Genomic DNA, 25,231 nt, shown 5'->3' on the forward strand with positions numbered 1-25,231 from the left:
TGCATTTATAAAATCACCTGAAAATTTCTGTGTCTCGTTGAGAAACAGTCAGTATGCCTTATGGCAGGCTTTACTGTCACAACCAGACACGAGAAAATAGCAAGAGTGCTCGCCGCACTTCCTGTTGCGGCAGACAGCATCAAGCGCTGATGGGCCTCACTAAGGGGCGTGAAGAGTTCAGCTACTTGCGGTATCAACCGGTTTGCGTGCCCATCGCCAGCCGCTTAGGCCCTGCCGCGCCAGTTCCCGATGCATGATCATGATAGGCCACTGGCCCGACCCTTTATAATGACCCATACCATCTGGAGCTGAGAGCCGCTCTGCCAATGCTTCTACCAAGGTGACGGAGCGGTGCCGCCCCCCTGAGCATCCAATGGCAATAGTGGCGTATTTCTTGCCTTCCTGCACAAAGCGGGGCAGCACCAGTTGCAGCATGGCGTGAATCTGGTTCAGAAACTGCGGATAATCAGGGTCTTTGGCAACATACTCTGCCACATCAGTATCCAGCCCGGTTTTTGGGGCCAATTGTGGGTCGTAATGCGGGTTCTGTAAAAAACGGGCATCAAACACAATATCTGCCTCCCGCGGTAGCCCGGCGGGGAAGGCAAAGGACATCAAGGCAACTGTCAGCCCTTGGCCAGAACGGGCCTGCCAAGGGCTGAAGCGGCTTTCCACAAACCGGCGCAGTTCTGGCGGTGGCATGTCAGAGGTATCAATCACCAGATCAGCCGCGGTGCGCAGGGGGGCGGTCAGGGCAATTTCATCGTCAATGCCGTCTTTTACGCTGCCATGTGCGGCCAGTGGGTGGCGGCGGCGTGTAGCGGTATAGCGGCGCAGCAGGACGCTTTCTTCGGCCGTGGCGTAAATCAACTCAACAGCAAGAGCCGGATTAATGCGCAGCCGTGCAACAGCTTCCAGCACGGCGGATGGGTCAAACCCACGGGTGCGCGAGTCCACACCAATAGCGATGGGTTGCTCGGCTCTCGCTACAATATCATCCAGCATGCCCAGCGGGGGGTTATCAATCACCTCATAATCAAGGTCTTCCAGAATACGCAGGATGGAAGATTTCCCGGCACCGGACAGGCCAGATACAAGTAGGATGCGCCGTGGGGTATAAGGGTCAGCCGCGCACATCAGGACATGTCCTTTCCAGAGCCTGTTATATAATAGGGTGTCATGGGGTCCCACCTGACCGGACGTAGTGTTGCTGTGAATGCCTGACACAGTATGCTCGGCTCACCCCCTGTTACGCAATATGTCAGTGGTTTATTGACCGGGCAGAGCGAGGCTGCGTCCTGTGCATGACACATGTAGCATGGCGTGGTATTGTTAACGGCACACAACAAATTCTACTGTGTGTGACAGACAGGGTGGGGTGCATTTTTAAAATATGGTTAATCCGGCACAGTCTCAGTATGGCGCGCACACCAGCGGTATAGGGCGGGTAGAGCATGTTTCCGGTGGTCTCAGGCTGACAGGTTTGCGCTCCGGTGCCCCTGAAGGGCAGAGTATGGCGGAGCAATGCCAGGAGGCGCTCGATCACGGCCTTGCCGCATTGCGTGCACAGGGGCTGAGCCTGTCAGATGTTACCCGTGTGGTATATTTGATTGCCAATGCAGCAGAATTTCACACCTGCGCGCCTATCCTACGGCATATGTTTTCCAGCATAGCACCTTCCGTTACGCTTATATGGGTCAAGGCTCTGCCCGCACCGCATGCGGATATTGAATTTGAGTTTTGTATAGAAGCCAACGAGCAGGCTGACTGAGAGCGGCTGCCTTAAGCAGTAGGCGGGCTTAGCTGGCGCGGTAGGCGCACAACAAACCGCGCCCCATCAACGCCGCCCTGCGCGTTGTGTCGGTTCTCAACCGCTATGGTGCCATGCAGGGCTTCCACAATCTGACGGCTGATGGACAGGCCAAGACCGGAATGCTGGCCGAAATTCTCGTTCTTTGGGCGTTCTGAATAAAACCGGTCAAAAATGGAATCCAGCTTGGCTTGCGGAATGCCCGGCCCTTCATCGCTCACCGCCAACTCTACCATAGTACCCACGGGCCTTGCCTCCAGAACAATGCGGCTGTTCGGGGGGGAGAAGGAGATGGCATTGCCAATCAGGTTGCGTAAAACCTGCACTAGTCGATCTTCCACTGCCAGAACACGAAGCGGGTTTTCCGCCGTATCCCCCTCAATTTCCGTGACAATCTCCGGCTGACCTTCTTTGCGTGTTGCCTGATGGATTTCTGCCAGAACCGAGAGGAGTGGCATGATGGAGACAGGCTCCACTTTGGCGCGGGACATTTCCGCGTCCAGCCGGCTGGCGTCTGAAATGTCAGTAATCAGCCTGTCCAGCCGCCGCACGTCCTGATTGATGATAGTGAGCAGGCGGCGTTGCTGGTTCAGATCTTCAATCCGCAACAGGGTCTCAATGGCTGAGCGGATGGAGGAGAGCGGATTCTTGATCTCGTGGCTGACATCCGCTGCAAAGCGTTCAATGGCATCCATGCGCTTCCACAGCGCCTGCGCGCTAGCCTGCAAGGCGCGTGCTACATCACCAATTTCATCCTGCCGTGCCAACAGGCGGGCAGGAACCGTGCCGGTCCGGCCGGAGGATTCGCGCATGACTTGTGCGGAGGTCGCCAACCGCAGCAATGGCCGTGCAATGGTGAGGGACAGATACCATGACAGCAGCACGGTAATAATCAGCACCATCAGAAACAGCGATAGAATCGAGGAACGGATAGCAAACACTGACCGATCGACCTGAGAGGCCGTGCGGGTCAACTGGATAATCCCGACAGTATGCCCATCATGAATGACAGGTTCAGCCACCGTGATAATCAGCCGCCCATTGGCTGTGCGGCGAATATAGGGGGGCGCTTCAGGTGGAGGGCGAACATCCGGACCACGGGCCTCTGTCGGGTGGGCCGGGTCTGCGGGAATATCGGCCTCGTTTGTGCCCAGAGTGACAATGTCAGAGTTATGGTTCGTCCATATCCACGTCAAAGCCCGTTCAAAAAAGCCCGGTTCGTCCAGTGGAATAGTGTGCATGGAGCGGGGAGAGACGTGGTCTCCCTTGCGGGGCGGTGCGCCAACCGCTGGAATAACTGCCCCAGGAAGGTCAGCCAGATTATCTGCCACCAGTTGGCCATCGGGCGCAAACAGGCGGGCATGGGCGCTCGGGCTTGGTTCCGTCAGGCGGAGCAGCATCCGGCTTGCCGGAGACGATTCCAGCTTGAAACCGCCATCCGGGTCTGTGTTGCGGCCCTTGCCACTCCGCACAGCACTTTCCCCCAAGGCCCCGGCATAAATGCGGGCTTGTTCGCGCAGGGCTGTGACCTCGGTTGCTAGCAGACTGTTCCGGAACTGGTTCAGGAACAGCATGGTCACGGCCAGCAGGGCCAAGGGCAGGATATTAACCAGCATGATGCGCCGCATGAGCGGAGAAACCAGCCGTTTGCGGGAGGGATCATGCGGTAGCGGGGGTTTTCCGCCGCCTTCCAGTGTGCTCTGCCCCGGTCTGCGCAGGCTACGCAGGCGGGTCAGTGACGAGGAGACAGACATGCGGGTCCGGCGGGTCATGGCCGGTGCTCAGTCTTCGCGGTAGCGGTAGCCAATACCGTACAGGGTTTCAATCTGGTTGAAGTTATCGTCCACCTGTCGGAATTTTTTGCGAACCCGTTTGATGTGGCTGTCAATGGTCCGGTCATCCACATACACGGTGTCCCCATAGGCAGCGTCAATCAACTGGTCGCGGGACTTCACAAGGCCGGGGCGCATGGCCAGCGTTTTGACCAATAGGAACTCCGTTACGGTCAGAGGGACATCCTGCCCGTTCCAGGTGCATTTATGGCGCAGCTCATCAAGGGAGAGAGACCCGCGCACCAGTGCACCCCCAACAGGGGTTCCGCTGGCTTCTGCCCGGCTTACCTCGTTCCGGCGCAACAGGGCGCGTATGCGCTCTAGTAACAACCTTTGTGAGAAAGGTTTGGTAATATAATCATCCGCCCCAAGGCGCAGGCCCATCAACTGGTCTACTTCTTCGTCCTTGGAGGACAGAAAGATAACCGGCAGGTGGGAGCGTGCCCGCAAACGCTGCAATAGTTCCATACCGTCCATGCGGGGCATTTTGACATCCAATACGGCCAGATCGACCGGGTAGGCAGTCAACCCCTGCAAGGCCGATTCGCCATCGGTATAGGTGCGCACCTGAAAGCCTTCTGCTTCCAGAGTCATTTGTACCGAGGTCAGGATATTGCGGTCATCGTCAACCAGCGCGATTGTCTGCTTGGTCCGCTCTACCATTGTGTGCGTGTCCTTCCTCGCCATCAACGCAAGCCTGTTAGCATACGCGCATTGCTTTGCTTACGCCACTAGGCGCAATTTTTCTCTTGCCTGTGTTTTTGAAGCACGGGTAGCGCGTCGTGTAAAATCGACACAGGAACGACCCTCTGGGTCTTGTCGGTTTTGGGTGTGTTGCTTACTTCATAGGGCATGACCCACGACACAGACCAGACACACGGCGCCCAGCCGGCTGAGCCGACCGACGCCGAAAAGATTTTCCAGCATCAGGACGCGGTAGCTCCTGAAGCGGAAGACCACGCAGACCCAGCCGCTCCGGCGGATGATGCAGCCCAGAAACTTGAGCAGGAAGCTGCCGAGTTCAAGGAAAAATGGCTGCGTGCCGAAGCAGAGAACCAGAACCTGCGCACCCGCGCCAAACGTGACGTGGATGATGCCCGGCAGTACGCGGTGCAGAAATTTGCCCGTGACGTTGTGGAAGCAGCAGAAAATCTGCGCCGCGCCCTGCACAACCTGCCTGCCGCGCAGGAAGGGGAAGACAGCGTGCTGACCAAAATGCGTGAAGGCATTGAAAGCACGGAACGCTCTTTCATCTCCATTTTGGAGCGTCACGGCGTGAAGTGTGATGACCCGCAGGGTAAGGTGTTTGACGCCAACCTGCATCAGGCTATGGCAGAACAGCCAAGCCCGGACCACACGCCCGGCACAGTTATGCAGGCCTGGACCCCAACCTGGACCCTGCACGGCCGCCTGCTCAAACCAGCCATGGTTGTGGTTGCAAAAGCGCCGGAGTAAACACGGCACAGACTTACCGTATGGTGGGGTAATAATTTTGTTGCCCAACCCCTTGCGCTGCACTTGAAACGCACTGGGGCACACCATACATCAGGTTCAACACTCACGCCGCCCCGCATTAAAGGGTACGGCAGAGAGATTAGGACCCCGCCCGGTGCTTCGGGCCAGGCAGGGTCGCTGAAGGAGAATGAAGATATGAGTAAAGTTATTGGTATTGACCTTGGTACAACCAACTCCTGCGTATCCGTACGTGAAGGCAGCGAAAACCGGGTTATTGAAAACAGCGAAGGTGCACGCACCACGCCGTCTATGGTGGCTTTCACTGAAGGTGGTGAAATGCTGGTGGGTCAGGCTGCAAAACGTCAGGCCGTTACCAACCCAACCAACACGCTGTATGCTGTAAAGCGTCTGATCGGTCGTCGTTTTGATGACGCTACCGTGCAGAAAGACAAGGAAATGGTGCCCTACGCCATTGTCAAAGGTGACAATGGGGATGCATGGGTGGAAGCGCGCGGCACAAAATATGCCCCTTCCCAGATTTCCGCTTTCGTGCTCGGCAAGATGAAAGAAACGGCTGAGGCTTACCTTGGTGAAAAAGTAACGCAGGCCGTTATTACGGTTCCGGCTTACTTTAACGACGCACAGCGTCAGGCAACCAAAGATGCAGGCCGTATTGCTGGTCTTGAAGTGCTGCGTATCATCAACGAACCGACGGCTGCTGCCCTTGCTTATGGCATGGAAAAGAAAAGCGGCGGTACGGTTGCGGTTTATGACCTTGGTGGCGGTACGTTTGACGTGTCCGTGCTGGAAATTTCTGACGGCGTGATCGAAGTGAAATCCACCAACGGGGATACGTTCCTGGGTGGTGAAGACTTTGATAACCGCATCATCGGCTTCCTGGCAGACGAATTCAAACGCGAACAGGGCATTGACCTGCGTTCCGACAAGCTGGCTCTCCAGCGTCTGAAGGAAGCAGCAGAAAAAGCCAAGATCGAGCTGTCTTCTTCCAAAGAAACAGAAATCAACCTGCCATTCATCACCGCAGATGCTTCCGGTCCGAAGCACCTTGTGGTCAAGCTGACCCGCGCTAAGCTGGAAAGCCTTGTTGATGACCTGATCCAGCGTACGCTTGAACCTTGCAAAGCTGCCCTGAAAGACGCAGGCGTTTCTGCTTCTGAAATCGATGAAGTCATTCTGGTTGGCGGTATGACCCGCATGCCAAAAGTGATTGACGCGGTTAAAGACTTCTTCGGTAAAGACCCAGCCCGTAACGTGAACCCGGACGAAGTGGTGGCTATTGGTGCTGCTATTCAGGGTGCCGTGCTGAAGGGTGATGTTAAAGACGTTCTGCTGCTTGACGTAACCCCGCTGTCTCTGGGTATTGAAACCCTGGGTGGTGTGTTTACCCGCCTGATCGACCGTAACACCACAATCCCGACCAAGAAGAGCCAGACCTTCTCTACGGCTGATGACAACCAGAGCGCTGTGACCATTAAGGTCTTCCAGGGCGAGCGTGAAATGGCAGCCGATAACAAGCTGCTGGGTAACTTTGACCTGACAGGTATTGCACCGGCTCCCCGTGGTGTACCGCAGATTGAAGTGACCTTCGATATCGATGCCAACGGTATTGTGTCCGTGTCTGCTAAAGACAAGGCAACCGGCAAAGAACAGCAGATCAAGATCCAAGCTTCTGGCGGTCTGTCTGACAGCGATATTGAGCAGATGGTGAAAGACGCTGAAGCTAACGCTGAAGCTGATAAAGCCAAGCGCGAACAGGTTGAAGCACGCAACAACGCAGAAAGCTTGGTGAACCAGGTCGAAAAGTCTCTGACTGAAGCTGGCGATAAAGTGCCTGCTGCTGACAAGACGGCTGCGGAAGAAGCGATTGCTGAAACCAAGAAAGCTCTTGAAGGAACGGATGCTGAAGCAATCAAAACAGCATCTGAACGCCTGACGCAGGCCGCCATGAAAATTGGTGAAGCTGTGTATAAGGCAGGTCAGGCAGAAGAAGGTGCGGCTGCTGCCGGTGGCGCAGACGCAAAGCCAAACGACGAAAAAATCGTCGATGCCGACTTCGAAGACGTTAACGACAAAAAGTCCTGATAGGACGCGACTATAGCTGCGGCAGGGGGGTAACCCCCTGCAACGGCACTCTTTTTTTCTGGCGTCCGTGCTTCTCAGTAAGGCGGACGCCTTTGTCATATCTAGACATAGGCTGCGCTTAGTAAGAGGCAGCCCGTTGCACGAGGACCCCCATGGCCATTCAGATTGACTACTACGAAACGCTTGAAGTCTCCCGCACGGCATCGGCAGACGACCTTAAAAAAGCCTATCGTAAGATGGCCATGAAGTATCACCCGGACCGTAACCCCGGTGATGAAACGGCTGAAGCCAAGTTCAAGGAAGTCAATCAGGCCTATGATGTCCTGAAAGACGAGCAGAAACGTGCAGCCTATGACCGCTTTGGCCATGCCGCGTTTGAAAATGGCGGCGGCGGTGGTCCCGGCGGCTTTGACTTCAACGGCTTTGGTGGCGCTGGCGCTGGCGGTCTGGGCGATATTTTCGAACAGATGTTTGGGGACATGATGGGCGGCCGCCGTGGCGGTGGCGCGGCCCGCACGGGCAATGACGTGCAGACCCATGTGGATGTGACACTGGAAGAAGCCTTCACCGGTGTGAAGAAGGATGTCCGTATCATCACCCGTGTGGCCTGTGACTCTTGCCACGGCACTGGCTCTAACGATGGTGCTGCCGGTGTTGCAGTCTGCCCAAGCTGTCATGGTGCAGGCAAGGTTCGGGCGGCACAGGGCTTCTTCGTGGTAGAACGCCCATGCCCCACCTGCCATGGCTCTGGTAAAACGGTGAAGGACCCCTGCAAGGCCTGCCATGGTGCTGGAACTGTTGAAAAAGAACGTACAATCAGCGTTCAGATCCCCGCAGGGATTGAAGACGGAACACGCATCCGCGTGACAGGTGAAGGGGAAGCTGGCGCACAAGGCGTGCCGCCGGGTGACCTGTATGTGCATGTGTCTGTGTCCGAGCACGGGATCTTCCAGCGTGACGGCGCCAATATTTATTGCCGCGTGCCGCTGCGTATGGGGCAGGCCGCGCTGGGTACGGAAATTGAAGTGCCGGTGATTGATGGTAACCGTGCCAAGGTCAAAATCCCGGCAGGCACCCAGACCGGCGCGCATTTCCGGCTGCGTGGCAAGGGCTTCTCAGTTCTGCGCTCTGGGGCACGGGGCGATATGTATATTCAGGTTACGGTCGAAACCCCTCAGCACCTCAACAAACGCCAGCGTGAACTGCTGGAGGAGTTTGAGAAAGAAGCAGGCGAAAATGTTAAAGGCAGCCCCGAGCATAGTGGGTTCTTCGCCCGTGTGCGCGACTTCTTTGAAAACAAAAGCAGCTAACCCTTCTGGGGTACATTACGTAGGGTAAGGGGCAGTAACAGCATGTCACAGTCACATCTTCGGGTAGGAATAGCCGGTATTTCTGGCCGTGTGGGTCAGTTGCTGGTGGAAGAAGTGGCTGCGGCTGGTGCCATCCTGTCAGGGGGCACAGCCCGCAACCCCGAGGCGGTGAAGGGGCTTCCTGCATCCGTGCCTGTCTTTACGGATATTGCGGATCTGGCTGCCATGAGTGATGTGGTCATTGACTTCACCCATGCCGATACGGCGGAGGCACATGCTCAGGCATTGGCCGCACAAGGTACAGCATGGGTGTTGGGAACAACCGGTCTTTCCACCGTGCAGCAGGAGGCTGTTGCGGGTGCGGCAAAGACTATTGTGGTTGTTCATGCTGCCAATTTCTCACCGGGTGTCACACTGGTGCAGCGTCTGGCCCAGATTATGGGACGTACCCTGCCAGCCCAGACATACGATGCTGAAATTGTAGAAATGCACCACCGTCAAAAAGTGGATGCCCCGTCTGGCACGGCTCTGGCCATTGGGGATGCCGTGGCGCAAGGTCGTGGTGTCAAGCTGGCGGATGTGCGGGACAGCGGGCGGGACGGCCATACCGGTCCCCGCAAAACCGGCGATATCGGCTTTGCGGCTTTGCGCGGTGGCCAGATTGTCGGGGAGCACGAAGTCCTGTTCACCTCGGCGGATGAGCAAATCACCCTGACCCACCGTGCCTTTGACCGCCGTATTTTTGCTGCTGGTGCCGTGCGCGCTGCTCAATGGGCCGCCACCCAGCCTCCCGGCTACTACGGCATGGACCATGTGCTGGGCCTGCCGCCGGTATAAAAAGGGGCGCCTTCACGATATTGCTCTGTAAATAAACGCCCGTCCGCAAAGTTTTTGTAAATTGCGGACAGGTGGCAGGAATGGCCCCATACAGCGCGTTAAAGGGGCCGAATACGGGGCAGAATCCCACAATACTTTGTCTGCATAGCCGCAATACACTTGACCCGCGGCCACTATTCCGCCACACGGTTCCGTCGCCTTTTATTAAGGCGGCGCTCACAATTCCTAATTCACAGTGCGTGGGGCAGACGGCACCATCATGCGTAAAGACGGCGATTTCCTGTTCACTTCAGAATCTGTATCTGAAGGTCATCCCGACAAGGTTGCGGACCGGATCAGCGATACTGTTCTCGATGCCTACCTTGCAGCAGACCCGGAAGCACGCGTGGCCTGTGAAACCATGGTCACCACCAACCGTATCATTCTGGCAGGTGAGGTCCGTGGCCCCGCTTCCGTCACGTCTGAAGGCCTGATTCAGGCTGCACGTGATGCCGTGAAAGATATTGGCTACGATCAGGAAGGTTTCTCCTGGCGTAAGGCTGATGCGTCTAACTACCTGCATGCCCAGTCCGCTGACATTGCTGTTGGCGTTGACAGCGCAGGCGATAAGGACGAAGGCGCAGGCGATCAGGGGATCATGTTCGGTTACGCATCGAACGAAACCGACACCCTGATGCCGGCCCCAATTTATTATGCGCACCGCATCCTGCACACCATGCGTGACCTGCGTCGTGCTGGCGATGCCCGCGTGGCAGGCTTGCAGCCTGACGCAAAAAGCCAGGTGACACTGCATTACGCCAATGGTCGCCCGGTTAAGGCAACCTCTGTCGTGATCTCCACGCAGCATGATGCCGGTATCAATCAGGCAGATCTGCGTGAGCGCCTTGGTGATGTGGTGCGTGGTATTCTGCCAGAAGGCTGGATGCCCGAAGATAAAGAATTCTACGTCAACCCGACGGGTGTGTTCGTGATCGGTGGTCCAGATGGTGACTGCGGCCTGACAGGGCGCAAAATCATTGTGGACACCTACGGTGGCGCAGCCCCGCACGGCGGCGGTGCTTTCTCCGGTAAGGATCCCACGAAGGTTGACCGTTCCGCAGCCTATGCCTGCCGTTATCTGGCCAAGAACGTTGTGGCTGCTGGTCTTGCTGACCGTTGCACCATCCAGCTTTCTTACGCCATTGGCGTGTCTCATCCGCTGTCTGTTTATGTGGATCTGGATGAAACCGGCAAGGACGTGGATGAAGCTCGTCTGGGCGCCATCCTGCGGGACGTTATGGATCTGACGCCACGTGGTATCCGCAAGCATCTGCGCCTCAACCGCCCGATCTATGCTGAAACCTCAGCCTATGGTCACTTCGGTCGTACGCCAGACGATGTCCGTGATAACTTCACTTGGGAGCGCACCGATCTGGTTGACGCTCTGCGCAGCGCCCTTAACCGCTAATTTAAGGGACTGCCACGTATCATGACGGAGGACGTACGCACACCAGATGTCAAGCCGCCGCCCGAAAGGCTTTATGGGCGGCAACGCGGGCATCCGCTGCGTCCTCGTCAGGAACGTCTGCTGGAGGAAGCGCTGCCACGGCTGCGCTTTCCGCTAGACAAGGCAGGCACACCAGCAGACGGCTTTGGTAAAACACCGTCACAAATCTGGTTTGAAGTCGGCTTTGGGGGAGGAGAGCACTCCTACGCGCAGCACAACGCGCACCCCGATGTCGGTTATATTGCTTCAGAAGTCTTTCATAACGGTCTGTGCTCACTTCTCACGCGGCTTGTGCCCGTGGAAGAAGAAGCAACTGCTCCCATCCCGGACATGCTGCGCCTGTGGGATGATGACGCCCGCATTCTGCTTAAAGCTATGCCGGATGCCTCAGTGGACCGCCTGTTTCTTATGTTCCCGGACCCGTGGCCTAAAGGGCGCCACGCCAAGCGCCGCTTCGTGCATCCGCACAATGTTGAGCTTGTGGCCCGTGTGCTCAAGCCCGGTGCCGTATGGCGCGTGGCGAGCGATGACCCGACCTATCAGGCATGGGTTGAGGAAGTTATGTCTGCCCAACCGTATTTTGACGCCCCGGCTCCCGTGACGGAACGGCCAGAAGGCTGGTTCCCCACACGGTATGAAGCCAAAGCCATTGCGGCTGGCCGTCAACCCCTTTACTGGACGTTTACCCGCCGGTAAGGGGCCAGCTCTGCCTTTGTGGCAGTTGCTCTGGCACGGCAGGTTGGGTAAGCAGCCGCTTTACTGCTTTCTAGCCGTGCGAAAGGTCTCCGTTTATGAGCCACACTCCGCTGCCTGTGCGCCGCGCCCTTATTTCTGTTTCAGACAAAACCCAGCTTCTTGACCTTGGGCGCGCGCTTGTCGCGCATGGGGCGGAAATTCTGTCCACCGGCGGGTCTGCCAAAGCTCTGCGGGACGCCGGGTTGCCGGTTACGGAAGTGTCCGACCATACCGGTTTTCCGGAAATTCTGGATGGCCGCGTGAAAACGCTGGTGCCTAAAATTCATGGTGGCATTCTGGGCCGTCGGGATCTGCCTGCTCATACAGCCCAGATGGAAGAGCATGGCATTGCCCCGATCGATCTGGTGGCGGTCAATCTGTACCCGTTTGAAAAAACCGTTGCCTCCGGCGCAGGCGCTGAAGACTGCATTGAGAACATTGATATTGGCGGTCCCGCCCTTATCCGTGCAGCCGCCAAAAACCACGACCATGTGGTGGTTCTGACGGATACGGACCAGTATGCCGGTCTTATTGAGGCGCTGGGCAACGGTGGCAGTACGCTGGAGCAGCGCCGTGCGTATGCAGGTGCAGCGTATGCCCGCACTGCTGCGTATGATGCGGCCATTGCTGCATGGTTTGCCGGGCAGGCACAGGACGACCTACCTGAGCGCTTTGCTCTGGCTGGCAAGCGGGCAGAAACCCTGCGTTATGGTGAAAACCCGCACCAGCAAGCCGCTTTCTACCGTGATGGCAGCACGCGTCCGGGTGTTGCTACAGCCCAGCAGATTCAGGGTAAAGCCCTGTCTTACAACAACATTAACGACACAGATGCCGCCTTTGAAGCCGTGGCTGAGTTCGATGAACCCGCTGTTGTTATTGTCAAACATGCTAATCCGTGCGGCGTGGCTGTTGGCACATCTCTGACCGAAGCATGGCACAGCGCCCTGCGGTGTGATCCTGTTTCCGCCTTTGGCGGTATTGTGGCTCTTAACCGCACTCTGGACGCCGCAACGGCGGAGCAGATTGCTACCATCTTTACTGAGGTCATTGTCGCGCCTGACGCGGAGGAAGAGGCAAAGGCTGTGCTGGCGCGCAAAAAGAATCTGCGCCTGCTTCTGACCGGCGCTCTGCCAGACCCGACAGCCGCCGGTGTGGTAGTACGCTCTGTTGCAGGTGGTTTTCTGGCGCAAACACGGGACAACGGGCGCATTACACCCGAGTCCCTAAAGGTTGTGACCAAGCGCGCTCCGACCGCGCAGGAAATGGAAGACCTGATATTTGCCTTCCGTGTGGCCAAGCATGTGAAGTCTAACGCCATTGTCTATACCAAGAACAACGCAACAGTTGGCATTGGTGCAGGACAGATGAGCCGGGTAGATTCTGCACGTATTGCTGCCAGCAAAAGTGGTGAGGCCGCAAAGGCTGCCGGGCTGGATGCACCTCTGACCCAAGGGTCCGTTGCGGCATCTGATGCGTTCTTCCCGTTTGCAGATGGTCTGGAAACCATAGTGGCAGCCGGTGCCACGGCTGTTATTCAGCCCGGTGGCTCCATTCGGGATGATGAGGTCATTGCCGCAGCAGATGCAGCAGGCATTGCCATGGTCTTCACTGGTATGCGCCACTTCCGCCACTGACACGCTTATCCTGCGCTTGTCGGCGCAGGATAATTCACGAACAATAGCGTAAAGTTCCACACATCCGTGTCCGGCAGTCTCGAAACGCCGGGCACAGATGGCTTTATTGGTTGACCCATGCGCTCACTGTTCTCTTTTACGGCTCTTCTGCTGGCTACTTCCACGGCGGTTGCCGCCCCTGCAGCCCGGCAGGGTTCCTCCCCGGCCTCTTTTGCCGCCCATCAGACGGTTACGGAGCAGCAGGCCTCTGGCGTGTATGACCTGTCCGGCCTGCCGCAGTTCAGTGGCAAGGTGGTTCAGTTTCTGCCATCGTCTCATGGTGGTGTTCTTGGGCTTGTGCTGGCTGATGGCACGCAGGTTCTTGTCTCGCCAGAGCAGGGCCACACCCTTGCAGGGCTCATCAAACCGGGAGACACCGTTTCCATTCGTGGGATAAAGGCGCGTGCTCTACCGCTCATTCGGGCTTTTGGTATCACCAGCCCGCGTGGCCGTACCATGCAGGATGGCTTTATTGCCCTACAGCAGCAATCCCCTGAAATGATAACAGGGCCGGATATTGTTCTGCACGGTGAAATCTGGCTTCCGCTCTATACGTTGGAAGGGCAGATTGCGGGCGTTGTTCTCAAAGACCACAGCGTTATCCACCTTGCTCCACGGGAAGCCACACGTCTGCAGGCATGGCTTAAACCCGGCCAGACGCTCTACGCGGTAGGCACAGGCTCAAACGGAGAGCTGGGAACTGCCATTGATGCACGTGAGCTTGGCCCAACGTCTGGCCAGCTAGTCAGTGTTACCATTGGCAATGCGCCCCCCCGTGGCCCAGCACCTGGCAGTGCCGGATATGATGTGATCCCGGGCTCAGAATAACGGTTCTCCCTATCATTTTGTTTTAATAACAGTTTTTGATGAACCTTTTTGAATGGCCCGCGTTGAGACACCTATACGAAAATCGCCAGCGTTCCCTTGAACGAAGGAACCGGCACTGAGGTGTGAGGAAAGACGTTATGGCCATTTTACGGTGGGTACTTATTTTCCTGATTCTGGCGCTGCTGGCGTCATTGTTCGGGTTTGGTGGGGCTGCTGCCAGTTTTGCAGGTGTTGCCAAAATTCTGGTTTTTGTTTTTGTGGTCCTGCTCATTATCAGCTTCTTCTTTGGCCGCAGGGTACCCTAAGGCGTTATAGTGTTTGCACCAGAAAAACGCGGGGCGTGTGTGCCCCGCGTTTTTTTTTTGCCTAATATATGCAAACAACACGCAATTGCATGTTCACAAGCGCTCTTTTACACTTTGTTTATTCAAAGGCTGCCTATAGCCGTGTAAGGAACCAAGCAGATGCTCGTGTGCGTACCAGATGTCTTGACACCAGAAGAGGTGACCTACTGCCGTAAGCTCTTGGATGCAGCGGGCTGGGTGGATGGCAAGGTGACGGCAGGGGAGCAGTCTGCCAAGGCCAAATACAATCTTCAGGTGCCAGAGCAGTCGGATGAAAGTAAGGAGCTGGGCCAGCTTGTTTTGAAGGCTTTGGGGCGAAATGCGGCTTTTACCAGTGCGGCCTTACCCTTAAGGGTCTATCCACCCTTGTTTAACCGGTATGATGAAGGCATGCGGTTTCATGCCCATGTCGATAACGCCATTCGTGCATTGCCGGGTACGGGGTTCCGCATTCGGACAGATGTGTCCACCACGCTCTTTCTCAGTGACCCTGAAGATTATGATGGGGGAGAGCTGGTTATTCAGGACACGTACGGCACACAAACCGTCAAGCTCCCTGCGGGCCATATGGTGGTGTATCCTTCAACCAGTCTGCACTCTGTCAATCCGGTTACGCGGGGTAGCCGATGGGCGTCGTTTTTCTGGACGCAGTCTCTGGTCAAGGACGATAGCAAGAGAGCACTACTCTACAACTTTGACCTCTCCATTATCGAAGCCAGAAAAGCGCTTCCTGATGACCACTCCGCCGTCTTGGGCCTGACATCAACCTATCATAATCTGCTCCGGCAGTGGGCCGAGATCTAACAGGGTGTAGGGCAGAGCAACCTGCTCCGCCCCATGTGCATTTTTAATGCGCTTCGGTTTTGGCCGGAGGTTGCAGGCTTGTGTTGAGAATAAAGGCAAGACGCACACCAGCCTTCATAAGCTGCTGGCGTACTACGCTTTGGGCTGCCGCGTCATACCCTTCGGGGAGGGTAATGGGGGCACTATCTGGGTCGCAGCCGGGGTGCACGGGCAGGCGGTAGGCATAATCCCTCGCCAATGCAAAACTTTCCTGCGCCCAGTCAGACGGCGTGCCCTGCTGCCAGGTCTGCTTGTCTGTGGAGCTGATACCCTCAAAGAGAGAATCGGCGAGTTTGTCTGCGCTTGGGGAGAGCTCAGAGACAACCTGCGTATCCCAATAGGAATGCAGGTTGCTTGTGCGCGGGCCACCTAGGGCAATGCGTACGCAGTTACCGCCCTTGTCGTGGTTATCGGCAGAATGTAGCGGTTGGTGCAGGTCGCCCACAAAATGCACAATATATTTCAAAGCGAGGATACGTTCTGCCGCAGGGGCTGCGGGGTCAGCCAGTTCTTTCTCAAATGCAGAAATTTTATTGACCACACAGTCTTTTGCCGGCCCTGTGCTGGCGGTCTGGCCCTGTTCCGGAAAATTGTAGCAGGCCTGAGCAATGTCCGGATGGTCCAGCTCAATATCGACAAAGTGCCACATGCCTGTTTCGGGGTGGTTTGCCGCGCGCCATGCATCTGCCCAGGAGGCGCGGGACATCAGGTCCGGCGGGGTCAGTGTGTCCTTATCCTGCTGGAGCAGGGCGGTGACTTTCTGTTGCACGCTAGGGGATAGATACTTCCATGCCAGCGCGGCAACGGCGGCATGGCCTTCACGCCCCCATGCTAATGCCTGAGTGGATGAAGCGACAAGCCCAAGGACTATGCCAGCACTCAAAACGGTGTGGCGAAAACGAGACAGTTGCATTGATTAATTACCCGTAACGTTAAAGCGGGGGTGAAATAACGCTTTTTCTGAGAATGGTCTGTAGCAAAAAACATAATATATTGCAGCAAAAATTAGAATGTAGTGACAGAAAGCAATACAAAAACATTTCCTCCAAAAAGTTTTGTGAATTATTTATGAATGCCTTTTATTCAAAATAAATTTAAATAAGATGCGCAGGAATTCCCCACCCATGCCTCCATGCTGAAAGAAAAATGGATGTTTTTTAAACGGCACACCTCAGTCTTGGCCTGCCTGATCTGTTCCACAGTCCTGTCCTCACCTTTGGTGGCAATGGCCGACACAACATCAGACAAGAAAACGTCTGGTGTTGCAGCCAAACACCGTCCGGTGAAGGAAAAACAGAAAGAGAAAACTGCATCCAATGTGCCTTCCATGTTGGGCGCTACTTCCCCAACAGACGCGGTAGAAGACGAAAAAGTGGAAGTGCATGGGCACACCCATGACTTGGGCGACGGTGACACAGGGCGCGCCTTTGGCGGCGGTCTGATGACCCCGACAGATGCTCCCAAGTCCGTTTCAGCCGTAACGCGCGATTACATCGCAAAACAGAACCCCGCCATGAACCCCATGCAGCTTATTGCTCTGCTGCCGGGTGCCAACGTATCAGACACAGACCCACTGGGTATGACGGGCGGCAATATGTCTGTCCGTGGTCTGACAGATTCTCAGATGGGCTTCACCCTTGAAGGGTTCCCGATCAACGATATCGGTAACTTTGCGATTTACCCTCAGGAAATCGTGGATGCAGAAAACCTGAAGACTGTTCGTCTGGCACAGGGTTCTGCTGACCTCGACAGCCCGCACATCAGCGCTTCCGGTGGTGTGGTTGACATGTACATGATCGACCCCAAAAAGAAGATGGGTGGCCATGTTGACATGACCTACGGGTCCTACAACGCAACCCGCGGTTTTGCCCGTTTTGATACCGGCTATATTGGCAACACCAATATGCGCGCCTATTTCTCCTATTCTCAGGGGCGTCAGGATCACTGGCGCGGTCCGGGTTATGAGAACAAAAAACACGGTGAAATGAAAATCGTGAATGACTGGGGTGACGGCAACCGCGTGTCACTGGCAGTCGTGGGTAATAACCTGCAAAATAATGCCTACCCGTCTATCAACATGGCAAGCTGGGAAAAATTTGGTATTGGTGTAGACAACCAGACCAACGGTGCCAATGCGGTTGGTACAACCTCTGCCTCTGGTGATAAACCTGCCGTTTCCAACACGGTATATAACCGGTATTACTCTAATACATCGGCTGGTTCTAACTACTATAAACTGCGTTCCAACCCGTTCACCAATATTTATGCGTCCATGCCGTCCACGTTTAAGTTGACGGACCACCTGACACTGACAGAAACACCCTATTTCTGGTACGGGTATGGTAACGGTGGTGGCGGTTACTACCAAGATCTGTCAAAAATGAGCTACGCTGGTGCACCGAACAACCAGATGCAGGGTTACCTCAATGGTGTTCCTAACAGCGGCTCCAACGTTCTGTATAACCCTTCTCTTACCCAGACATACCGTCCAGGTGCGACAACCAAGCTGACCTGGACCGCCGGTCCCAACCGTTTGATGGTCGGTTACTGGTTTGAGTATTCGAAGCAGCGCCAGACTGCGCCTTACAGCGCCATCAGCCCGGATGGTTCCCCCATGAATACTTGGGGCGATAGCGACAACGTTGTTCTGCAAAATGGTGAAACGGCACAGTACCGTAACACCCTGACGCAAACTCAGGTTCATACGCCTTTCATCGGGGACAGCCTGTCCCTGCTGCACAACACCCTGACGATTGATGCTGGCCTGAAATATTCCATCGTCAAGCGTGATGGTACGAACTATCTTCCGCTTGCAACGCGCTATGTCAGCACCAATTACTATCAGGCTCTGCCAACGGCGGCTGTCCGGTATAAAATTGACAAACACAACCAGGTGTTCGTGTCAGTTTCTACTAACTATCGTATGCCACAAAACTACTCGCTGTATGACTCTGGGTCTTACTCCAAAGCTGGTTACAGCACCAAAGCAAGCCCCGGCCAGCAGCCTGAAATTTCTATTTCGGAAGAAGCGGGCTGGCGTTATCAGGGTGATCTAATCTCCAGCTCAATCACCTACTTCCACTATAACTTTACTAACCGTCTGTTCACCCAGACCTCCGTTAACGAGGCCGGGCAGTACTGGACAACAAACATCAACGGTGGTGGCGAACACTCTGACGGTGTGGATGCGGAAATTGGCACACGGCCTATCTACCATCTGCGCCCTTACGTCTCTTTTGAATATCTGCACGCTGTAACCGACAGCAACCTGCCGGTTTCTGGCAGAAATCTTGCCGGTGCCACCGTGAGTGATTATGTGCGCACCAAAGGTAAAATTGCACCGCAGGCCCCTGGGTATCAGGTCGGCTTTGGTATCGACTATGATGATGGTCCGCGTTTCTTCGGGTTTGACCTGAAGTATGTTGCAAAACAGTATTCTACCTTCATGAATGATGAGCACATTCCTGACTATGTGCGCATGAACATTCACATGGGCTACCGTCTGCCGAAAATGGGTATTTTCAAAAGCCCAACCATTCGTCTGAACCTGCAGAACATCTCTAACCAGCGCTATCTGGGTTGGATCAACAGCCCGCAGGTTATGGCACATCGTAACACGGGTATCTTTGGCCAGTCTGTTGGCGGCAATGCCCCAACTTACCGCATCGCTTCTCCGTTTGCCGCGATTGCAACAATGAGCAGCGATTTCTAAAAATCCTGCTTGCAAAGGCCCCTCTCTTCCCACAAGGAGGAGAGGGGCTTTTTTGTATCTACTGTCTTGAAAAGGTGAGGATTTATGCCGGTTATCGGGCGCAGAGGGTTACTTAAAGGGAGCAGTGGGCTTGTTACGGCTGGCCTATTGGCTTCCATCAACCGGGCGTTGGCCATCCCGGCGGAGCGCCGGAGCGGTACACTGGAAGACGTTGAGCATATTGTAGTGCTCATGCAGGAAAACCGCTCGTTCGACCATTATTTCGGGCATCTGAGTGGTGTGCGTGGTGTGTCAGACCGGCACCCCGTGCGCTCACCGGATGGCACGCCGGTGTGGTCTCAGTGGCGCAAGCAGCCGGGGGCAGGGCGCATCATGCCGTTCCAGTTACGCACCCATGTCAGCAGTGCCCAGTGCGTGCTGGATCTGGACCATAACTGGTATCCTACACACGCAGCCATCAATGCAGGCTGGAACGACCAGTGGCCCCGCCATAAGACAGACATGACCATGGCCTATTATGCGCGGGAGGACATACCGTACCATTACGCGCTGGCCGATGCCTTTACCGTGTGTGACCATTATTTCTGCTCTACCCCCACCCAGACACACCCCAACCGCTTTTACCTGATGACCGGTACCGTGGATGGAGACGGCATAGGCGGTGGCCCTGCGCTGGATAATGTGGACTGGGTGGACCGTGCCTTCTACCCCAAAGTGCCAGCCCCGTATAACTGGACCACGTACCCCGAGCGTCTGGAAGCTGCTGGCGTAAGCTGGCAGATTTATCAGCAGGGTCTAGCCCCGGCGGATGTTGAGAATGGTAACTTTGGCACTAATGTGCTGATGAATTTTAAAAACTTTGTAGACGCACCGGAAGGGTCTGCACTGCAACAGCGTGCCAACACCAAGCGCACTCTGGCGGACCTGCGGCAGGATGTGCTGGCGGATAAGCTGCCACAGGTCTCTTGGCTTCTGCCACCCGCTGCCTATTCCGAGCACCCCCGTTGGACCCCCGGCTATGGGGCCACCTATATTGCCCGCGTACTTAACGCCTTGACCGCCAACCCGGATGTGTGGGCCAAAACAGTCCTGCTGGTCATGTATGACGAAAACGATGGGTATTTTGACCACGTGCCTCCGCCACAGCCGCCCACCCCGGTACTGCCGGGTAAAAGCACGGTAGATGTTACTGGGGAAATCCATAACCGCATTACCCCGCATGAACCGGACCGTTACAAGGTTGACAACCTGCCTTACGGGCTTGGCCCGCGCGTGCCCATGCTGGCCCTGTCGCCCTGGAGCACAGGCGGTTATGTGTGCTCAGAGGTCTTTGACCACACATCAGTTTTGAGATTTATCGAGGCACGGTTTGGCGTGCGGGAAGAGAATATTACCCCTTGGCGTCGGTCTGTGTGTGGTGACCTTGTCAGCGCGTTTGACTTCTCCCGCAAGCAGGGGCTGAAGGGCAATCTGCCCGATACCTCAGATTACCGGCAGCAGGTGGACCTGTCCTGCAAACTGCCAGACCCGGCCATCCCCGCCCAGAGTACGGACGAGGATATTGGCACGCAGGAAGCAGGCACCCGTCCGGCCCGCCCGCTGCCCTATGTGCTGGCGGTGACAGAAGTGCCCGGCAAGGCGGATACCCTGACCCTGCGCTTTGACAATACCAGCACCACAGGCGCCTGTTTTTATGTGTATCGGGAACAGTCCAGTGAAAAGCCGTTCCGTTACACGGTAGGGGCCGGTGCAACACTGGAAGACAGCTTTACCCTGCCAGAAGGCCAGACTTCCCGGTTCACCGTTATGGGGCCCAATGGGTTTGTGCGGTATTTTCATCGGACCCGGCATAAAACCGTGAGTGTTGGCTCGCAGGACCAAGGGGCCACCGGCAGCCTGACAGTCGTGCTGCATAACGTTACGGCACACGTGCAGCACGTCACGCTGCATGACAATGCTTACGGCTACGGGGCACAGGCGCTTACGCTCGCGCCGCATGTCACGGTGCGGCACAGCATTGCCTTGGGTAAAAGTGCCCAGTGGTATGATGTGACAGTGCGTGTGCAGGGGGATGCTGCGTCTGAAACTCGTCTGGCCGGGCATGTTGAAACAGGCAAAACCAGCCTGACGGACCCGGCTTTGGGCAAGCCGGTCCTTCAGTAATATTCTAGCCTGTTTCAGGCTGGCAGAAAAATGGGGCTGGGAGCAGGAACGCTCTCAGCCCCTTTTTTTACGCCGTGGGGAGGTGAGGTGTTTCCACCATCACAAGTTCTGCGTCCTCAGTTGCCGTGATGGACACGGTTTCCAGTTCAGCAAGAGCAACGCCGTCCCGCTCACCGGCCTGTTGGTCTCCAATGGTAATGCGCCCTTTGGCCACAACCAGATACGCAACACGGTCTTTCCCCAGACTGTAGGTGAGTGTCTGGTCAGCAGGGAGCGTTGCGGCCAGCAGGCGGGCATCGGTATTCAGGGTGAGTGCCCCTTCATCCTCCGCGTGGCCGGATGCCAGAACAACAAATTTTCCGCTTCGGTCCGCCTTGGGAAAAGGGCGTGTACCCCATGAGGGCTGGCGGCCTTTCCGGTCCGGCAAAATCCAGATCTGGAAGCACCGGGTCGGGGTGCTTTCAAGGTTGTATTCACTATGCCGGATTCCTGTGCCGGCGGACATAACCTGTATATCCCCGGCCTCGGTGCGGCCCTTGTTGCCCAAACTGTCCTCATGCGTAATGGCGCCTTCACGCACATAGGTGACAATTTCCATGTCCTGATGTGGGTGGGTAGGAAAGCCGCCGCCGGGTGCAATAATGTCATCATTCCATACGCGTACGGTGCCCCAGTGCATGCGTTTTGGGTCAAAGTACTGAGAGAAAGAGAAATGGTATGTTGCGTCCAACCAGCCGTGGTTAGCGTGGCCTAGTGTCGCAAAAGGACGAACCTCAATCATCATACAAGCCTTTCTTAGAAAAAGACGGGTGGTGTTGATGAAAAATGTAAGGCGTCAGCCTCCGTAAAGATATAGAAACGCAGGAAACACACCGTTTCCGAAAGTTTACCAATGACACTGCCGGACCTTGAGGCATGGGCCATCTTTGCCAGCGTGGCGGAGCACGGGTCCTTTGCCAGAACGGCAGAGGCGCTTGCCCTCTCCAAACCCACTATTTCCAAAGCTGTCAGTCGGCTTGAAGGGCAGCTTGGTGTGGCGCTTTTCAGCCGGACCTCCCGCCAGATTTCCCTCACAGAAACGGGACGTCACGTTCTGGGTCATGCCAGCCGCCTGCTGAGTGAGGCTTATAGCGCGGAGAGCTTGGCCCGTGCGGGCAGGCTGCTTCCGGCTGGCGTGGTTAGAATGGCCGCCCCCATGACCTTTGGTGTGCAGCACCTTTCACCACTTTTGCCAGATTTTTTTAGCCAGTATCCTGAAATTGACCTGACGATAGATTTTAATGATGCCGTGATAGACCTTGTGGCCGAAGGGCATGACCTCGCCTTACGCATAGCCGCACTGGCAGATTCCTCGCTCAAGGCGCGTAAGCTCTGCACGGTCAGATTACTGGTGGTGGCAACACCGGACTGGGCACAGCGCACACCGTTAGGCCCACACCCGCGGGACCTGATGCAGCATAAGGGGTTTGTGTACACCAGCACGCCAGCCCCCGGCACCATCAAGCTAAGCCATGCGTCAGGTGAAATGTACGTTCTGGCCCAGACTGCGCGCTTACGGGCTAATAATGCCGAGGCCTTTTTGCCTGCCCTGCTAGCCGTGCAGGGTTATGCCGTCCTGCCAGAGTTCATGGTGTGGGATGCTGTGCAGAGCGGTCAGCTTCAGGTGCTATACCCTGCCTGGCAGAGTGACCCTATTGCGCTCTATCTTGTCACGCCGCCCAGCAGTCTGCGGCCTTTGCGGGTTACTGTGCTGCTGGACTATCTGGCGCAGCGTCTGGCCGCTGTGCCGTGGGCATCCGGATAAAACTTACGTGCTATCGGAAGTCACCACATCGCATAAGTGATTTTTTAGAGAGAAACTTTGAAAACCTTGCAGATGATGTGCCGGACCGAGAGACTCATTTCTTTCGGTCCGGCACGTCACAACTTATGGTGGCCGCAACCGGGCAGCGCCGTATTACGGCAAGATGGTCAGTGCGGTTTTAACTGTGTGGCCCCCTCTGCATGCCTAATGCAGAGGGGGCCCGTGATATTAGTTTTGAAAAAGCGGGTTTTTTACAGTCTCTGCTTCAAAATGACTGAATTTCTCTTCCAGAGCCATTTGCAGGCGGGCCTTTTCATTTTTTGCCAGAAACTCTGTGCAGCTCTTGCTTTTTTCTATCTGGCAGGATGGGTTGAGTGCTGTGCCCTGCCACAGGCTTTCTCCCGGCACAAAAGCATAGGTCAGCCCATTGCGGGAGAGTGTTTTAAACTCCTGATAAGAGAGCGGCCATGTCGTGGCTGCACGCACATATTCCTGCGTTAAATCGCCACGGGATACGCCTTCATCATCTGTAGAAAGCGCCATGGGCACACCCGCCCGCCGGTAGAGCGCAAACGGATGATCTTTGCCTTTGATGTTCAAAATAACATCGTTACTGGTCAGGTTAATTTCTACCATCACCTGCTTGCGCGCCATGTCCTGCAACAGGCGCTCCGGGTCTTTTTCCCACGCCACATCCACGCCATGGCCAATACGCTTGGCACCTGCTTCATCCACAGCAGCGCGAATGTGATGGTCCAGACCTTCCGGTGGAACTTGGCCGGGGGTAATTTCTCCAGCATGCAAGCTCAGCTTTACATCGGGGTATACTGCGTTCAGGGCGTGGAACATCCGCATATGCAGGTCATAGTCCCGCATGGCGACCAGATCATCTTCAGGGCATACAAAGTTTACGCCCACAAACCGGGGGTCAGCCTTTACAACTTCATAGCCTGCATAAAGCTGGGAGAACACGGCTTGCGGTGGCAGCACACGCAGGGTCTGGTACAGGTAGCGCACGGTTACAGCGCAACCGGGGCGTGCCTCTGCCGTGCCACAGTGCAGCACCGCATGGGCCTGCTGCTCCATGGTATCGGTTTCTGTGCGCGCGGCGGCGACAAGGGCAGGAATTTCCGCTTTCAAACCGTCCATAGCGGCAGCAAAATCTTCGTTATGCAAAGGATGTTTAAAGCCAGCTCCAATCATGCCGCCCAAACCGGGTGAAATCATGAACTCAACATAGCTTACATGGTCACGGGCGGCGCGCTCCATGGCTTCTGCCAGACTGTCTCCGCTATGCCGTTCAGCAGCAGGGCCAAATTTGTCAAAGGTTGCAAAAAAATGGTCATGGCCGGAGCGGTCCTGTGCCGTGGGCACAAAATCGCGCATGGACAGGGCATCAATCAGGCTGTTTGTGGCTTGTGCATTGTGGCTCAGTGCTGTTGCGGGCACCTGATCTGGCTTGGCTGGCGTTGCACAGGCTTCGGGTAGAATACGGTTATTGCCCGTGTTGATGCACAACCCATCCTGCGCGGCCCATTTCAAATAGCTTTCAGCATAAATGGCCCCGACCAGATGGTTATGCAGGTCTGCCCCTTTGGGGAACTGCCGCATGAACATGGCAAGGCGTTCGGGGTCTGTGCGCACAGTGTTGAAAATACGCGCTGTTGCCTGTTCGTTGGGTGTGGCCGCGTGGGCGGTGGCTACCGGCACAAGAGCAACGGAACAGGCAAGCAAGAAAGACCGCAAGACCATGAAAACAACCCCAAGGAAAAACAAGTTTCCTTAGGTGTATCAGAAACAACCGTTTTTTGGTGCGAAAAACGTGCTCAGGCGCATTTGCGCGGGTCTGTTGGCGGGCAGTACCGCAATATACTGCTTTGGGCGGCATCGTGCGGCAGGTCTGTGCCATAGCGGGCCGCATAGCGGGTGGCAAATTCACCGCGTTCTAGCCGCTCGCAATAGTCCAGATACCTGATCAGGGCGCGCTCTGCCCGTGGTGTGGCACCATAAATACGTTTGTAATGCCGCCAGAGTATAAGCGCGTTGACGGACCATGCATCATAGGCGTGTTCATGCAAGCGCAGCCTGATGGCGGCTGGCAACTGTTCAAAGGCGGCCCAGTCATCGCCATCATACCGTTTCCATATTTCCGCGCGTGGGGTGCGTTCGTTGGACTGTCTGGTGTGGGTTGTCATGGCGTTCTCCCGTGTCAGGCAACAGGCTGTGCATTGGGGAGGGGCCTCAGCACAGCAAAGCATATATATTATGATATAACATAACTTTTACGCAAGAGGTC

The 25,231-nt window shown here is 55.9% G+C and carries 21 protein-coding genes; 14 read left to right on the plus strand and 7 right to left on the minus strand.

The window, feature by feature from the left end:
* Positions 1–177: 177 nt before the first annotated feature.
* A complete protein-coding gene (rapZ, locus tag ACTIDN_RS02285; RefSeq protein ID WP_441375842.1) occupies positions 178–1,137 on the minus strand; it encodes an RNase adapter RapZ in 960 nt (319 codons plus the stop codon).
* Between the two features lie 256 nt (positions 1,138–1,393).
* On the opposite strand from rapZ, the gene ACTIDN_RS02290 reads away from it, so the two are divergent.
* Positions 1,394–1,771, plus strand: a complete 378-nt coding sequence (locus tag ACTIDN_RS02290; RefSeq protein WP_415507517.1) for a Rid family hydrolase — start codon at positions 1,394–1,396, stop codon at positions 1,769–1,771.
* An 11-nt stretch (positions 1,772–1,782) separates the two neighbouring features.
* Here ACTIDN_RS02290 and ACTIDN_RS02295 read toward each other — a convergent pair whose 3' ends face one another.
* Entirely contained in the window at positions 1,783–3,438 is a 1,656-nt protein-coding gene (locus tag ACTIDN_RS02295; RefSeq protein WP_441375868.1) for an ATP-binding protein, read from the minus strand.
* Positions 3,439–3,591: 153 nt separating this feature from the next.
* A complete protein-coding gene (locus ACTIDN_RS02300) occupies positions 3,592–4,305 on the minus strand; it encodes a response regulator transcription factor (RefSeq protein ID WP_048837736.1) in 714 nt (237 codons plus the stop codon).
* 189 nt (positions 4,306–4,494) lie between these two features.
* Here ACTIDN_RS02300 and ACTIDN_RS02305 point away from each other — a divergent pair, with 189 nt between their 5' ends.
* The 10 genes from ACTIDN_RS02305 to ACTIDN_RS02350 all read left to right on the plus strand — a co-directional run bounded on the left by ACTIDN_RS02305 (position 4,495) and on the right by ACTIDN_RS02350 (position 15,217).
* Positions 4,495–5,097: a nucleotide exchange factor GrpE gene (locus ACTIDN_RS02305; RefSeq protein ID WP_441375843.1), complete on the plus strand. Its 603-nt coding sequence runs from the start codon at positions 4,495–4,497 to the stop codon at positions 5,095–5,097.
* Between the two features lie 195 nt (positions 5,098–5,292).
* Positions 5,293–7,200 (plus strand): molecular chaperone DnaK, encoded by a 1,908-nt coding sequence (gene dnaK / locus ACTIDN_RS02310; RefSeq protein ID WP_048837734.1) that lies wholly within the window; start codon positions 5,293–5,295, stop codon positions 7,198–7,200.
* Positions 7,201–7,352: 152 nt separating this feature from the next.
* Positions 7,353–8,510 (plus strand): molecular chaperone DnaJ, encoded by a 1,158-nt coding sequence (gene dnaJ, locus ACTIDN_RS02315; RefSeq protein WP_415507520.1) that lies wholly within the window; start codon positions 7,353–7,355, stop codon positions 8,508–8,510.
* Positions 8,511–8,552: 42 nt separating this feature from the next.
* Positions 8,553–9,347 carry a 4-hydroxy-tetrahydrodipicolinate reductase gene (gene dapB / locus ACTIDN_RS02320; protein ID WP_441375844.1) on the plus strand — a complete coding sequence of 265 codons (795 nt, stop codon included), beginning with the start codon at positions 8,553–8,555 and terminating at the stop codon, positions 9,345–9,347.
* A 259-nt stretch (positions 9,348–9,606) separates the two neighbouring features.
* Positions 9,607–10,794, plus strand: coding sequence for a methionine adenosyltransferase (metK, locus tag ACTIDN_RS02325; protein WP_441375845.1), 1,188 nt, complete (start codon positions 9,607–9,609; stop codon positions 10,792–10,794).
* Between the two features lie 21 nt (positions 10,795–10,815).
* Complete coding sequence (trmB, locus tag ACTIDN_RS02330; protein ID WP_415507523.1) at positions 10,816–11,529, plus strand: tRNA (guanine(46)-N(7))-methyltransferase TrmB; 714 nt, start codon at positions 10,816–10,818, stop codon at positions 11,527–11,529.
* 95 nt (positions 11,530–11,624) lie between these two features.
* Positions 11,625–13,202, plus strand: a complete 1,578-nt coding sequence (gene purH, locus ACTIDN_RS02335) for a bifunctional phosphoribosylaminoimidazolecarboxamide formyltransferase/IMP cyclohydrolase (protein ID WP_441375846.1) — start codon at positions 11,625–11,627, stop codon at positions 13,200–13,202.
* A gap of 117 nt (positions 13,203–13,319) precedes the next feature.
* Complete coding sequence (locus ACTIDN_RS02340) at positions 13,320–14,069, plus strand: hypothetical protein (RefSeq protein WP_415507525.1); 750 nt, start codon at positions 13,320–13,322, stop codon at positions 14,067–14,069.
* Positions 14,070–14,206: 137 nt separating this feature from the next.
* Positions 14,207–14,374: a DUF1328 domain-containing protein gene (locus ACTIDN_RS02345; protein ID WP_415507526.1), complete on the plus strand. Its 168-nt coding sequence runs from the start codon at positions 14,207–14,209 to the stop codon at positions 14,372–14,374.
* A gap of 159 nt (positions 14,375–14,533) precedes the next feature.
* Positions 14,534–15,217, plus strand: coding sequence for a Fe2+-dependent dioxygenase (locus ACTIDN_RS02350; RefSeq protein ID WP_415507527.1), 684 nt, complete (start codon positions 14,534–14,536; stop codon positions 15,215–15,217).
* Between the two features lie 43 nt (positions 15,218–15,260).
* On the opposite strand, the gene ACTIDN_RS02355 is transcribed toward ACTIDN_RS02350, so the two are convergent.
* Positions 15,261–16,169 (minus strand): S1/P1 nuclease, encoded by a 909-nt coding sequence (locus ACTIDN_RS02355; RefSeq protein WP_441375847.1) that lies wholly within the window; start codon positions 16,167–16,169, stop codon positions 15,261–15,263.
* A gap of 237 nt (positions 16,170–16,406) precedes the next feature.
* On the opposite strand from ACTIDN_RS02355, the gene ACTIDN_RS02360 reads away from it, so the two are divergent.
* Positions 16,407–18,968 carry a TonB-dependent receptor gene (locus ACTIDN_RS02360; RefSeq protein WP_415507529.1) on the plus strand — a complete coding sequence of 854 codons (2,562 nt, stop codon included), beginning with the start codon at positions 16,407–16,409 and terminating at the stop codon, positions 18,966–18,968.
* 84 nt (positions 18,969–19,052) lie between these two features.
* Complete coding sequence (locus tag ACTIDN_RS02365; RefSeq protein ID WP_441375848.1) at positions 19,053–21,131, plus strand: phosphocholine-specific phospholipase C; 2,079 nt, start codon at positions 19,053–19,055, stop codon at positions 21,129–21,131.
* Between the two features lie 67 nt (positions 21,132–21,198).
* Here the strand turns inward: ACTIDN_RS02365 and ACTIDN_RS02370 are convergent, their stop codons facing one another.
* On the minus strand, positions 21,199–21,912 hold the full coding sequence (locus tag ACTIDN_RS02370) for a pirin family protein (protein ID WP_441375869.1): 714 nt from the start codon (positions 21,910–21,912) through the stop codon (positions 21,199–21,201).
* Between the two features lie 111 nt (positions 21,913–22,023).
* Between ACTIDN_RS02370 and ACTIDN_RS02375 the strand changes: the two genes are divergently transcribed.
* Positions 22,024–22,935, plus strand: coding sequence for a LysR family transcriptional regulator (locus tag ACTIDN_RS02375; protein WP_441375849.1), 912 nt, complete (start codon positions 22,024–22,026; stop codon positions 22,933–22,935).
* Positions 22,936–23,163: 228 nt separating this feature from the next.
* Here ACTIDN_RS02375 and ACTIDN_RS02380 read toward each other — a convergent pair whose 3' ends face one another.
* On the minus strand, positions 23,164–24,687 hold the full coding sequence (locus ACTIDN_RS02380; protein WP_441375850.1) for an adenosine deaminase family protein: 1,524 nt from the start codon (positions 24,685–24,687) through the stop codon (positions 23,164–23,166).
* A gap of 74 nt (positions 24,688–24,761) precedes the next feature.
* Entirely contained in the window at positions 24,762–25,130 is a 369-nt protein-coding gene (locus tag ACTIDN_RS02385; RefSeq protein ID WP_441375851.1) for a DUF6525 family protein, read from the minus strand.
* Positions 25,131–25,231: the final 101 nt, after the last annotated feature.

This window comes from Acetobacter sp., assembly GCF_052102375.1.
In the GTDB taxonomy this organism is placed as follows: domain Bacteria; phylum Pseudomonadota; class Alphaproteobacteria; order Acetobacterales; family Acetobacteraceae; genus Acetobacter.

Bases quoted from the DNA above. Each gene is read 5' to 3' on its own strand.
- ACTIDN_RS02360 (WP_415507529.1), top strand. From the start codon at position 16,407: ATGTTTTTTAAACGGCACACCTCAGTCTTGGCCTGCCTGATCTGTTCC.
- ACTIDN_RS02350 (WP_415507527.1), top strand. From the start codon at position 14,534: ATGCTCGTGTGCGTACCAGATGTCTTGACACCAGAAGAGGTGACCTAC.
- dnaK (WP_048837734.1), top strand. From the start codon at position 5,293: ATGAGTAAAGTTATTGGTATTGACCTTGGTACAACCAACTCCTGCGTA.
- ACTIDN_RS02375 (WP_441375849.1), top strand. From the start codon at position 22,024: ATGACACTGCCGGACCTTGAGGCATGGGCCATCTTTGCCAGCGTGGCG.
- dnaJ (WP_415507520.1), top strand. From the start codon at position 7,353: ATGGCCATTCAGATTGACTACTACGAAACGCTTGAAGTCTCCCGCACG.
- trmB (WP_415507523.1), top strand. From the start codon at position 10,816: ATGACGGAGGACGTACGCACACCAGATGTCAAGCCGCCGCCCGAAAGG.
- ACTIDN_RS02345 (WP_415507526.1), top strand. From the start codon at position 14,207: ATGGCCATTTTACGGTGGGTACTTATTTTCCTGATTCTGGCGCTGCTG.
- ACTIDN_RS02370 (WP_441375869.1), bottom strand. From the start codon at position 21,912: ATGATTGAGGTTCGTCCTTTTGCGACACTAGGCCACGCTAACCACGGC.
- dapB (WP_441375844.1), top strand. From the start codon at position 8,553: ATGTCACAGTCACATCTTCGGGTAGGAATAGCCGGTATTTCTGGCCGT.
- ACTIDN_RS02340 (WP_415507525.1), top strand. From the start codon at position 13,320: ATGCGCTCACTGTTCTCTTTTACGGCTCTTCTGCTGGCTACTTCCACG.
- ACTIDN_RS02300 (WP_048837736.1), bottom strand. From the start codon at position 4,305: ATGGTAGAGCGGACCAAGCAGACAATCGCGCTGGTTGACGATGACCGC.
- ACTIDN_RS02355 (WP_441375847.1), bottom strand. From the start codon at position 16,169: ATGCAACTGTCTCGTTTTCGCCACACCGTTTTGAGTGCTGGCATAGTC.
- ACTIDN_RS02305 (WP_441375843.1), top strand. From the start codon at position 4,495: ATGACCCACGACACAGACCAGACACACGGCGCCCAGCCGGCTGAGCCG.
- ACTIDN_RS02380 (WP_441375850.1), bottom strand. From the start codon at position 24,687: ATGGTCTTGCGGTCTTTCTTGCTTGCCTGTTCCGTTGCTCTTGTGCCG.
- ACTIDN_RS02295 (WP_441375868.1), bottom strand. From the start codon at position 3,438: ATGCGGCGCATCATGCTGGTTAATATCCTGCCCTTGGCCCTGCTGGCC.
- ACTIDN_RS02365 (WP_441375848.1), top strand. From the start codon at position 19,053: ATGCCGGTTATCGGGCGCAGAGGGTTACTTAAAGGGAGCAGTGGGCTT.
- metK (WP_441375845.1), top strand. From the start codon at position 9,607: ATGCGTAAAGACGGCGATTTCCTGTTCACTTCAGAATCTGTATCTGAA.
- rapZ (WP_441375842.1), bottom strand. From the start codon at position 1,137: ATGTGCGCGGCTGACCCTTATACCCCACGGCGCATCCTACTTGTATCT.
- ACTIDN_RS02290 (WP_415507517.1), top strand. From the start codon at position 1,394: ATGGTTAATCCGGCACAGTCTCAGTATGGCGCGCACACCAGCGGTATA.
- ACTIDN_RS02385 (WP_441375851.1), bottom strand. From the start codon at position 25,130: ATGACAACCCACACCAGACAGTCCAACGAACGCACCCCACGCGCGGAA.
- purH (WP_441375846.1), top strand. From the start codon at position 11,625: ATGAGCCACACTCCGCTGCCTGTGCGCCGCGCCCTTATTTCTGTTTCA.